12 protein-coding genes are annotated in these 10,965 nt (G+C 62.6%); all 12 read left to right on the forward strand.

The genetic code is table 11. From position 1 onward, the window contains the following. The first annotated feature begins 69 nt into the window (after positions 1-69). The 12 genes from GTP45_RS26250 (at position 70) to GTP45_RS26305 (ending at position 10,907) form a co-directional block, all read left to right on the forward strand. Positions 70-1,728, forward strand: coding sequence for a M28 family metallopeptidase (locus tag GTP45_RS26250; protein ID WP_229258651.1), 1,659 nt, complete (start codon positions 70-72; stop codon positions 1,726-1,728). Between the two features lie 6 nt (positions 1,729-1,734). Then, positions 1,735-2,370: a cytochrome c biogenesis heme-transporting ATPase CcmA gene (ccmA, locus tag GTP45_RS26255; RefSeq protein ID WP_161016776.1), complete on the forward strand. Its 636-nt coding sequence runs from the start codon at positions 1,735-1,737 to the stop codon at positions 2,368-2,370. After that, positions 2,367-3,023, forward strand: a complete 657-nt coding sequence (gene ccmB, locus GTP45_RS26260; protein ID WP_161016777.1) for a heme exporter protein CcmB — start codon at positions 2,367-2,369, stop codon at positions 3,021-3,023. The genes ccmA and ccmB overlap by 4 nt, the downstream gene beginning before the upstream one ends. A 23-nt stretch (positions 3,024-3,046) precedes the next feature. Then, a complete protein-coding gene (gene ccmC, locus GTP45_RS26265) occupies positions 3,047-3,778 on the forward strand; it encodes a heme ABC transporter permease CcmC (RefSeq protein WP_161016831.1) in 732 nt (243 codons plus the stop codon). Beyond that, a complete protein-coding gene (gene ccmD / locus GTP45_RS26270) occupies positions 3,775-3,933 on the forward strand; it encodes a heme exporter protein CcmD (RefSeq protein WP_217363393.1) in 159 nt (52 codons plus the stop codon). Before ccmC ends, ccmD begins: the two co-directional genes overlap by 4 nt. Continuing rightward, on the forward strand, positions 3,923-4,360 hold the full coding sequence (gene ccmE, locus GTP45_RS26275; RefSeq protein ID WP_161016778.1) for a cytochrome c maturation protein CcmE: 438 nt from the start codon (positions 3,923-3,925) through the stop codon (positions 4,358-4,360). The genes ccmD and ccmE overlap by 11 nt, the downstream gene beginning before the upstream one ends. Next, complete coding sequence (locus tag GTP45_RS26280) at positions 4,357-6,312, forward strand: heme lyase CcmF/NrfE family subunit (RefSeq protein WP_161016779.1); 1,956 nt, start codon at positions 4,357-4,359, stop codon at positions 6,310-6,312. Before ccmE ends, GTP45_RS26280 begins: the two co-directional genes overlap by 4 nt. Further along, positions 6,309-6,848: a DsbE family thiol:disulfide interchange protein gene (locus tag GTP45_RS26285; RefSeq protein ID WP_161016780.1), complete on the forward strand. Its 540-nt coding sequence runs from the start codon at positions 6,309-6,311 to the stop codon at positions 6,846-6,848. The genes GTP45_RS26280 and GTP45_RS26285 overlap by 4 nt, the downstream gene beginning before the upstream one ends. Further along, complete coding sequence (locus GTP45_RS26290) at positions 6,841-7,281, forward strand: cytochrome c-type biogenesis protein (protein WP_161016781.1); 441 nt, start codon at positions 6,841-6,843, stop codon at positions 7,279-7,281. The genes GTP45_RS26285 and GTP45_RS26290 overlap by 8 nt, the downstream gene beginning before the upstream one ends. Next, positions 7,278-8,522: a c-type cytochrome biogenesis protein CcmI gene (gene ccmI / locus GTP45_RS26295; protein WP_161016782.1), complete on the forward strand. Its 1,245-nt coding sequence runs from the start codon at positions 7,278-7,280 to the stop codon at positions 8,520-8,522. The genes GTP45_RS26290 and ccmI overlap by 4 nt, the downstream gene beginning before the upstream one ends. A gap of 111 nt (positions 8,523-8,633) precedes the next feature. Then, positions 8,634-9,452: a hypothetical protein gene (locus GTP45_RS26300; RefSeq protein ID WP_161016783.1), complete on the forward strand. Its 819-nt coding sequence runs from the start codon at positions 8,634-8,636 to the stop codon at positions 9,450-9,452. A 6-nt stretch (positions 9,453-9,458) separates the two neighbouring features. Continuing rightward, the gene (locus tag GTP45_RS26305) at positions 9,459-10,907 is read left to right on the forward strand and encodes a cytochrome c3 family protein (protein ID WP_161016784.1); all 1,449 of its coding nucleotides are present in this window, start codon (positions 9,459-9,461) and stop codon (positions 10,905-10,907) included. Positions 10,908-10,965: the final 58 nt, after the last annotated feature.

A 10,965-nucleotide genomic window follows, 5' to 3' on the forward strand; every position in this document is an offset into this window, starting at 1 on the left:
GCATTGTCGTTACGATTGATTCGTGGCAGTATGTCCGGTCACGATTTATGTAACCCGAGGGAGACTAGCTTGAAAAAAACCATGCTCGTAATGTCGCTGATCGCGGCGTTTTCGACCGCCGCCGCGCAGGCAGCAAACGGCCCTGAGATCGACGCAAAACGTCTGTCGCAAGATGTCAAAGTATTGGCATCGGATGAATTCGAAGGCCGCGGCCCGAACACCGCCGGTGAAGTGAAAACCGTCGACTACCTGATCGCGCAATTCAAGGCCGCCGGCCTGCAGCCGGGCGGTGATCTGGTCAAAGGCCAGCGCGCGTGGACGCAAGACGTGCCGCTGGGCCGCTTTGAAATCAAGGGCCCGGTGAAGCTCAGCGTCAGCGACGGCAAGACCGTGCAGGAACTGAAGCAGGGCGACGATCTGGCCGTGCGCGCCGCCATGAACGGTTCCAAGCTGGTCGACTTCAAGAACGCACCGCTGGTATTCGTCGGTTACGGCGTCACCGCGCCTGAGCGCAAGTGGGACGACTTCAAAGGCCAGGATCTGAAAGGCAAGCTGGCCGTGGTACTGATCAACGACCCGGACTTCGAAACCGGCGCCGGCGATTTCGGCGGCAAGGCCATGACTTACTACGGCCGCTGGACTTACAAGTATGAAGAGATGGCGCGCCGCGGCGCGCTGGGCACCATCATCGTGCACGAAACCGCACCGGCATCGTACGGCTGGAACACGGTGAAGAACTCCAACACCAACGTCATGTACGACATCGTGCGCAAGAAACCATCGGAAGCGCACGCACCGATGGAAGCGTGGATTCAGCGCGATCTGGCAGTGGAACTGTTCAAGCGCGGCGGCCTTGATTTCGAAGCGCTGAAGAAGCAAGCGCAAACGCGCGACTTCAAACCGGCTGAATTGAAAGGCGTTACGCTGTCGGCTAACTACGCGGTGGATGCACAAGTCATCACCTCGAAGAACGTGGTCGCCCGCGTAGTCGGCGCCAAGAAGCCGAATGAAACCGTGATCTATAGCGGTCACTGGGATCACCTCGGCGTAGGCCTGCCTGACGCGAAAGGCGACAAGATCTACAACGGCGCCATCGACAACGGCACCGGCATCGCCGCGCTGCTGGAACTGGCGCGCGCTTACGGCAAAGCGCCTGCACCGGCACGTAGCGTGGTGTTCCTCGCGGTGACGGCTGAAGAAAAAGGCCTGCTGGGTTCCGAGTACTACTCGGCTAATCCGGTGTATCCACTGGCGACCACCGTCGGCGTGATCAACATGGACGCCCTGAGCCCGAACGGCCCGACCCGCAACTTCACCATCTCCGGCAGCGCCAAGCTGGATCTGCTGGATCAACTGATCGCCAAGGCCAAGCAGTACAACCTGGCTTACACGCCAGATCCGCTGCCGGAAGCTGGTCACTTCTTCCGTTCGGATCACTTCCCGTTCGCCAAGCGCGGCGTACCCGCCATCTCGTATGGTTCGGGTAATGATCTGGTGAACGGTGGCGTGGAAGCTGGCCGCAAGGAAGAAGAGGCCTACACCACCAACAACTACCACCAGCCGTCCGACGAGTGGAGCGCCGATTGGAGCTTCACCGGCATGGCGCACGATCTGGGCATGTTGTATTCGCTGGGCCGCGATCTGGCCGACTCGAAGGCTTGGCCTAACTGGTCTAAGGATGCCGAGTTCCGCGCTGCGCGCGACGCTAGCGCTGCTCAGCGCAAGTAAGCCGCGATGACGCTACAAGCCCTCGACCTTTGCTGCGTTCGCGGAGAACGCCGCTTGTTCAGGGGCTTGTCGTTATCGCTGGAAGCAGGGCAGGCGCTGCGCGTGCGCGGCGCCAATGGCAGCGGCAAGACCACTTTGCTGCGTACCTTGGCCGGTTTGACGCATGCTGAATCGGGTGAGGTGCGCTGGCGGGGACGCAGCATCGCCGCTTGCCGCGATACGTATCACAGCCAGATGATTTATCTGGGCCATGCGGCGGCCGTCAAAGACGATTTGCTGGCGTGGGAAAATTTGGTCTATGCAGCGCGTCTCAATGGCCGTGCGCTAGACCGCAGCGCAGCTGAACAGTCACTGGCTGCATTGGGCTTGGGCCGCGCGGCGCAACTGCCGGCGCGATCGCTGTCGCAAGGGCAGCGCAAGCGTTTGTCTTTAGCGCGCTTGCACGGCGCGGAAGGCGAGGCTGCGCCGCTGTGGATTTTGGACGAGCCATTCAACGCGCTCGATCAAGATGCCGTCGCAGCGCTGTGCAGCACACTCGATCAGCACTTCGCCAGCGGCGGCATGCTGGTCTACACCACGCACACTGACCTCGCGCTGCAACCGGCGCAGGCGCTGGAATTAAATTTGGATCGCAAGCCATGATGCGCGCCTTCCTTGGCGTGATCCGCCGCGACCTGCTGCTCGCGCTGCGCAACCGCGCGGACGTGCTGTCCTCGGTTTTCTTCTTCATCATCGTCGCCGCACTCGCGCCGCTGGGGCTGGGCCCTGAGCCGGCGATGCTGCGCACCATCGGCCCCGGCATGCTGTGGATCGCAGCGTTGCTAGCCTCCATGCTGGCGTTGCACCGCCTGTTCGCCCAAGACCATGCCGACGGCACTCTTGAACAACTCCTCCTGTCGCCGGAACCAGCCACCCTGCTGGTGGCCGGAAAAATCCTCGCACACTGGCTAACCACCGGCATCCCGCTCATCATCCTATCGCCGCTATTGGCGCTGCAATTCGGCCTGCCCGCCAAACAAGTCCTCATCCTGATGGCCAGCCTTTTACTCGGCACACCGATCCTCAGTTTGATCGGCGCCATCGGCGCAGCACTCACACTTGGAGTGCGCGGTGGCGGTGTCCTGATTGCGTTATTAGTTTTGCCACTCTACGTTCCGATCCTGATTTTCGGCGCCGGTGCAGCTGTGGCGTCAGATCCACAATCGCATTTATTTTTACTGGGAGGCCTGCTGGCAGCCGCATTAGCACTGGCTCCGTGGGCCACGGCGGCGGCTTTGCGCATTGCACAAGAGTGAACACTGTTGATACAATGTCCACAATGAAAACCAGCCTGCTTTATCGCTACGCCTCACCGCAGCAGTTCTATCCATTAGCGGGCAAATTGATCCCATGGCTGGCCGCACTTGCAGTCCTGCTGACCGCCGCCGGCTTATACGTCGGCCTCATACTCGCTCCCACCGACTGGCAACAAGGCGACTCCTACCGCATCATCTACGTTCACGTGCCGGCCGCATGGATGTCGATGGTGATCTATTTGGCGATGGCATTCTGGGCCGGCCTGGGTCTCATCATGAACACGCGATTGTCATCGATGATGGCCAGCGCGCTCGCACCAACAGGCGCCATGTTCACCGTACTGGCCCTGTGGACTGGCGCGCTGTGGGGCAAGCCGACGTGGGGCGCATGGTGGGTGTGGGACGCGCGCCTGACTTCCGAATTAATCCTGCTGTTCCTCTACATCGGTTTCATGACCCTGCAATCGGCTATCACCGACGCGCGCCGCGCCGACCGCGCAGGCGCCGTGCTGGCACTGGTCGGCGTGGTGAATATCCCGATCATCTACTTCTCGGTCAAATGGTGGAACACTTTGCACCAAGGCGCCTCCGTCAGCCTGACCGCCGCACCCAGCATGGCGACCGTGATGTTGACCGGGATGCTGCTGGTGACGCTGGGCGCATGGGCCTATGCCTTCGCCGCCGCACTGGCGCGCCTGCGCTGCATCATCCTCGAACGCGAGAAACGCAGCGCGTGGATCAAGGAGGCGGCATGAGCGAATGGCTGCACATGGGCGGATACGGCTTGTACGTGTGGGGCTCGATCGGCGCTTCGCTGCTGCTGCCGCTGTGCGAGTTCGCGGCCCTGCGCCTGCGCCGCCGCGCCGCGCTGGAACAACTGAAGCGTCAACAGGATCACGATGAAACCTAGACAAAAGCGCCTCGCGCTAGTGGCGGCGGGCCTGGCCCTGTTGGCGCTGGCGGCGTGGCTGATCTCGTCCGCCTTCCAGAAAAATCTCGTGTTCTCGGTGACGCCGAGCGAGGTGCTGGCTAGCCCGGATCGCGCGCGCAATCTGCGCATGGGCGGCTTGGTGGAGAAGGGCAGCTTGCGCCGCGAAGGCGATGGCGTGACGGTGGACTTCATCATCACCGACATGGTGCAGCGCGTGCCGGTGCGTTACAGCGGCATCCTGCCTGACCTGTTCAAGGAAGGCAAAGGCGCGGTCGTGCAGGGTAAGCTGGACGCAGACGGCGTCTTCACCGCCACCGAGGTGCTGGCCAAGCACGATGAAAACTATATGCCGCCGGACGCCGCGCGCGCACTGAAAGAGGCCGCCGAGGCCAAGGACAAGAAATGATTCCAGAACTAGGTTCCTTCGCGCTGATGCTGGCGTTTTGCGTCGCGCTGCTGCAAGGCGTGATGCCGCTGGCTGCATCGCTGCGCCAAGGCTCGGCCTCCGCGTCGCGCTGGATGGCCGTCGCGCGTCCTGCTGCTTATGCGCAAGCCTTGCTGGTGACCTTTGCCTTCGCCTGTCTGGTGCAAGCGTTCGTGGCGAATGACTTCACGGTGCTGTACGTAGCCTCGCATTCCAACACGCTGCTGCCGCTGCACTACCGCATCTCCGCCGTGTGGGGCGGGCACGAAGGCTCGCTGCTGTTATGGATTCAAATCCTCGTATTGTGGACTGCCGCCGTCGCCGCATTGAGCCGCCAACTGCCGGCCGAAGTGGTGGCCCGCGTGCTGGGCGTCATGGGCTTGATCAGCGTCGGCTTCCTGGCTTTCATCCTGTGGACTTCCAATCCATTCGAGCGCTTGCTGCCCGGCGCCGCAGAAGGACAAGACCTTAACCCGCTGCTGCAAGACATCGGCATGATCGCGCACCCGCCCTTGCTGTACATGGGCTACGTCGGCTTCTCGGTGGCGTTTGCATTTGCCATCGCCGCCTTGATCGGCGGCCAGCTGGACGCCGCGTGGGCGCGCTGGTCGCGTCCTTGGACGCTGGTGGCGTGGACCTTCATGACGCTGGGGATTTTCCTCGGCAGCTTCTGGGCCTACTATGAATTGGGCTGGGGCGGCTGGTGGTTCTGGGACGCGGTGGAAAACGCGTCCTTCATGCCATGGCTGGTCGGCACGGCGCTGATCCACTCGCTGTCCGTGACTGAAAAACGCGGCAGCTTCAAAAACTGGACGGTGCTGCTGGCGATCATGGCGTTCGCGCTGTCGCTACTGGGTACCTTCCTCGTGCGCTCCGGCGTGCTGACTTCCGTTCATGCTTTCGCCACCGATCCAAAGCGCGGCTTATTCGTGCTGGTGTTCCTGGCGCTGGTGGTAGGTTCCTCGCTGCTGCTGTACGCATGGCGCGCGCCGCAAGTGGGACTGGGCGGCCGCTTCGCCATGTTCTCGCGCGAGTCGCTGCTGCTGACGAATAACGTGCTGCTGGTGGCTGCTGCCGGCACGGTGTTGCTTGGCACCTTGTATCCGCTGTTCCTCGACGCGCTGGGCATGGGGAAAATCTCGGTTGGCCCGCCGTACTTCGAAACTGTGTTCGTGCCGCTGATGGCGCCGATGCTGCTGCTGTTGGCCGCCGGCCCATTCCTGCGCTGGAAGCAGGCCGGCTTTAAAGATGTGCGCAGTCTGCGCTGGGTTGGCGTAGCGGCAGTGCTGCTGGCGCTGGCCGCCGCTTTTGCAGTCGGCATGTCGCCGCTGCTAGTAATGGGCCTCGCGCTGGCCGCGTGGATTTTGCTGGGCAGCGTATGGCATCTGCTGCAACGCCTGCGCGTGTTTGAAGATAACCATACGCGCTTCAGCCATCGCCTGTCTACGCTGCCGGGCAGCTATTGGGGCATGCTGATTGCGCACGCCGGCATCGGCGTATTCGTGATCGGCGTGACCCTGGTGAAGGGGCGCGAGATTTCACACGATGTGCCGATGCAGAGCGGCGATATCCATCATGTGGGCGGCTACGATTTCCGCTTCGTCGGTTTGCAGAACGTGGAAGGCCCGAACTATTCTGCGGTGCGCGGCACGTTTGATGTCACGCGCGACGGTAAGCACATCACCACGCTGTTGCCGGAGAAGCGCCAGTTTGCATCCGGCGGCATGCCGATGACGGAAGCGGCGATTAACCGCGGCCCAACGCGCGACCTGTATCTGGCGCTCGGCGAAGAGGTCAAACCGGGTAGCTGGATCGTGCGTATTCAGCACAAGCCTTTCGTGGCGTGGATTTGGACAGGTGCGCTGTTGATCGCGTTCGGCGGCCTGTTGGCGGCGCTGGACAAGCGTTATCGTCTGAAGAAAGGCAAGGCATGAAGCGCTTTATTCTGCCGCTAGGCGTGTTCGTTGCGCTGCTGGGATTCTTGTGGGTAGGCTTGCGCCTCAATCCGCGCGAGGTGCCGTCGCCGTTGATCGATAAACCAGCGCCGGCGTTTGCGCTGGCCCAGTTGCATGTGCCTGAGCGTCAGATCGGCACGCGCGATATGGCGGGACAGGTGTGGATTTTGAATGTGTGGGCATCATGGTGCGTGGCTTGCCGTCAGGAGCATCCGGTGCTGATGGAGATGGCGCGCATGAAGCTCGCGCCTATCGTCGGCTTGAATTACAAGGACAATCGCGACGAAGGCATCGCCAATTTGCAGCGCGCGGGCGATCCGTATGTGGTGTCGGCATTTGACCAGGATGGCCGCGTGGGTATTGATTACGGCGTGTACGGCGTGCCGGAGACGTTTGTGATCGATAAGCGCGGCGTGATTCGCTATAAGCAGATTGGTATTATGACGCCGGAAGTGGTGAGCAGCACGCTGATTCCGCTGATCGAGAAGTTGAACAGGGAGAGCGCTCATGGTTAAGCTGATTGCGGCTTTGATGATGGCGCTGGCCTTGGCGGCGCAGGCTGAAACGGATTTGGATAAGCGCGCAGCGGCGCTGGAAGAAGAGCTGCGCTGCCTGGTTTGCCAGAACCAGACCATCGCGGATTCGCACGCCGGCTTGGCTGCGGACTTGCGGCGCGAGGTGCGCGAGCAGCTGGCGCAGGGCAAGTCGGAGCAGGAGGTGTTGGACTTCATGGTGCAGCGATATGGCGATTTTGTGCTGTATCGGCCGCCGGTGAAATCGACTACCTGGCTGTTGTGGTTTGGACCGTTCTTGTTATTGGCTGCGGGGGCGGTGCTGCTGGTATCGCGGCTGCGGGCTGCGCGATCGCGTGCGGCCGAGCCGTCGCCGTCGGAAGAGGAATTGGCGCGCGCTCGTGCGCTGCTGGATAACGACAAGGAGCAGCCATGAACGGCTTCGTATTCGTGGCCGCCGTGATGTGCGCGCTGGTGTTGTGGCTGATCTTGCGTCCCTTATTGTCGCGCCGTGATGCGGCGGTCGCGCCGCAAGCGGATCAACTGAACCTCGCCGTCCTGCGCGACCAGCTGCGTGAATTGGAAGCAGACCGTGAGCAAGGTAGCATCGACGCCGCCGCCTACGCCGCCGCCCGCCGCGAACTTGAACAGCGCGTCGCCGAGGACGTACACCTCGCGCCCCGCGCAGGTACGCCGCCCGCCGCCGCGCCAGCGCCACGCTGGCAGGCTGCCGTGCTGTCGCTCGCGCTGATTGCGGGGGCGGGAACGCTGTACGCCACGCTCGGCATGCCGCAGGCACTGACCGCGCCGGGAGCTGCGCCTGCCGTCGCTGGCGGCCAGGCGCTCGACCCACACACCAGCAACGAAGCCGAAGCCATGGTCGCCAAACTGGCCGAACGCATGGCGCGCGAGCCGCAAGACCCGAACGGCTGGGCGCTGCTGGCACGCTCGTACAGCGCCATGGGACGCTTCGTCGCCGCCAGCGGCGCCTACTCTCGCCTCATCGCTCTCATTCCCGACGACGCGCAAATTCTGTCCGACTACGCCGACGTCTTGGCCATGACGCAGAACCAAAAGCTGGCCGGTGAGCCGGAACGCCTGCTCAAACGCGCCCTCGCTGCCGATCCGAAAAACGTCAAAGCCCTGATCCTGTCAGGTGACGCCGCCTTCGAACGCACCGACCTCGCCGCCGCCGCCGTCCACTGGCAAGCCGCCTTGGCCAACGCCACGCCCAACTCCGAATTCGCCCAAATGGCCCGCGACAACCTCGCCCACATCGGCGCACCGGTTGGAGGCGCAGCCGCGACCCCGAGCGCCGCGCCGACGGCCGCACCAGCCGCCACCAGCATCAGCGGCGCCGTCGAACTGGATCCATCCCTGCGCGCACAAGTAGGCGATAACGACACCGTCTTCATCGTCGCAAAAGCTGCCGACGGCCCGCGCTTCCCGCTCGCCGTGCTGCGCAAGCAGGTGCGCGACCTGCCGCTGCAATTCACCCTCGACGACACCATGGGCATGATGCCCGGCGTGACCTTGTCCCAGTTCGACAAGCTAATCGTCACCGCCCGCATCTCCAAAACCGGCAACGCCATCGCTGCTCCCGGCGATTTGGAATCGACTCCACAGCCCGCAAAACCGGGCCAAGCGCGCATACAGTTGCGTATAAGCCCCAAATAAAAATATCGCCAAATTTCCCATGCCGGAAAGTGTTAGACTGCCAGCATATAGTTGACTATTTGCAATGATAGTTAAATAAACAGACACCAGCCCATCGCCAGAAGTCACCTTATGTTGCAAGACAATTTCATGTCGTTCCAGCGTTTTCGCTACGCCAAGTGGGCCATCGCCCTGCTGGCGCTGTGCATTGCGCTGTACGTTCTCGATAACCCGCCGCTGAAGCCCGGCGGCGGCACCATGTTGGGCTATGGCTTAGGCACGCTGGGTGCATTGCTGATCGTCTTCCTGCTGCTGCTCGGCGTGCGCAAACGCGCTTACGCTTCGCGCATGGGTACCCTGCGCGGCTGGCTGTCGGCCCACGTCTACCTTGGCCTCGCGCTGGCGGTGGTGGCGACGCTGCACTGCGGTTTTGAATTCGGCTGGAACGTTCACACCTTCGCTTACGCGCTGACCATGGCCGTCATCATCAGCGGCATTTGGGGCGTAGCGCTGTACCTGTACCATCCGTCGCTGATGGGCGATCTGCTCGACGGCCGCACGCTGGATCAAATCGCACAAGATTTGCGCGACCTCGATGACCGCTGCCGCATGCTGGCGCAAGGCCGTCCGCCGGCGCTGCTGGCGCTCATAGAAGAATCGGCCGCCGGCCAAATCTTCTCGAAACGCCGCCAGCGCCTGACAGGCCGTAACCGCAACTGCGCCACCGCGCGCGTGCTGGCGCGCTTGCGCGAAGTAGGCGACCAAGCCGATGCCAATGCCAACGAAATCTACACCTTGCAATTCCGCCGCCTGCAACAGCTCAAACGCATACGCTCGTTCGTGCGACTGCGCACGCTGACGGAAATCTGGCTGCTGTTCCATGTACCGATGTCGATTGCGCTGCTGGTCGCGCTGATTGCGCACATCGTCTCGGTATTCTTCTACTGGTAATCGCTTATGCAATCTCGTAACAACGATAAGCTCCAGAAGGAGATCGATGCGCTACAACGCCCGCTGGTCGGACGGCGGGCCATGTCGTGGCTGGCGTTTGTGCTGGTGCTGCTGGCTTGCCTGGTGCTGCCGGTGATGGCGTCGATATGGCCGTCCGTGTTCCACCCGGTGGAAGAGAAGACCGCCAAGCTGCGCCAGACGCCGCATGCCGCGCCGGTGCTGAATAGCGCCTACATGCGCGCTTCGCCGACGGCGCTGGGACTGGACGCGCAGTGGAATCCCGGCACGCTGTCGGCATCGCACCAGCCGTTTGGCTTGGACTGCAAGTCGTGCCACTCGAAGCCGTTCCAGCAGGTGCAGGACAAGGACTGTCTCGCATGCCATCGCGGCATCGGCAATCACGTGGCCGATAAGGTTGCATCCATGCCGGCGCTGCATGAGACGCGTTGCGCCACTTGCCACCGCGATCACCAAGGTGCGGAGGGGCTGGTATCGCAGAACCGCCGCTATATCGGCGCTGGCTGCGCGTCCTGTCACGGCGACTTGGTGAGCAAGCTGCCCGGCACCCAGGTCGCCAATGTGAAGGACTTTGCAAAAGCGCACCCGCAGTTCCGCGTGCAAGTGGCAGCATCGGAGACGACGTTCGTGCGCCTGCGTCAAGGCGGCGCGCCGATTGCGCAGACCAATACCCTCAAGTTCCCGCACGATATCCACGTGGCTGCAGGCGGCATCGCCGGCCCGAGTGGCAAGACCAAGCTGGAATGTGCGAGTTGCCATCGGCCGAATGCGAGCGGTAATGGCTTTGAACGCGTGAGCATGCAGCGTGACTGCCAGTCGTGTCACACGCTGGCGTTTGAGCCGGCGCTGTCGCAGCGTCAGGTGCCGCATGGTTCGGTGCCCGAGGTGTTGTCGACGCTGCGCGAATTCTATGGTTACGTCAGTGGCAGCAAGGTGGCGATTGATACGCCGCCGGTTAATGGGCCGGTGTTCACGGTGCGTCCGGGGATGCAGGAGCGTCCGGCAGCCAGCTTTGTGCAAGGCCCGGGCGATGCGCGTGCGCGCGCGGCGGCGGCTGCGACAGAGTTGTTTGAGAAAACTTCGTGCATTGTTTGCCATAGCGTGAGCCGCGTGCCGGGGCCGGGCAAGGCGGGGACGCCGGGAGCGGATCTGCCGCAGTGGAAAATCGCGCCGTTGACGCCATCGCATGCATGGCTGCCGAAGGCCGCCTTCAATCACGCCGCGCATCGTCAAGCGCCGTGTGGTGATTGCCACTTGGCCGCCAAGTCGAACAAGGCAAGCGATGTGCTGATGCCGACTATTAAAGAATGCCGCGATTGCCACACCGGCACCGAGCCGGCCGTCGGCAAAGTGAAGTCCGATTGCGCGATGTGTCACGGCTATCACATGCCCGACCTGCACACCGCCGCCCAGCCAGCGAAAGCGATGAAGCCATGAATGCGGGTTTGACGCTGCTTGCCGCTTTAAAAATGCGCGGCACCACTCCACCCCGCAC

This window comes from Duganella rivi (assembly GCF_009857435.1).
GTDB classification, from domain to species: domain Bacteria; phylum Pseudomonadota; class Gammaproteobacteria; order Burkholderiales; family Burkholderiaceae_D; genus Rugamonas; species Rugamonas rivi.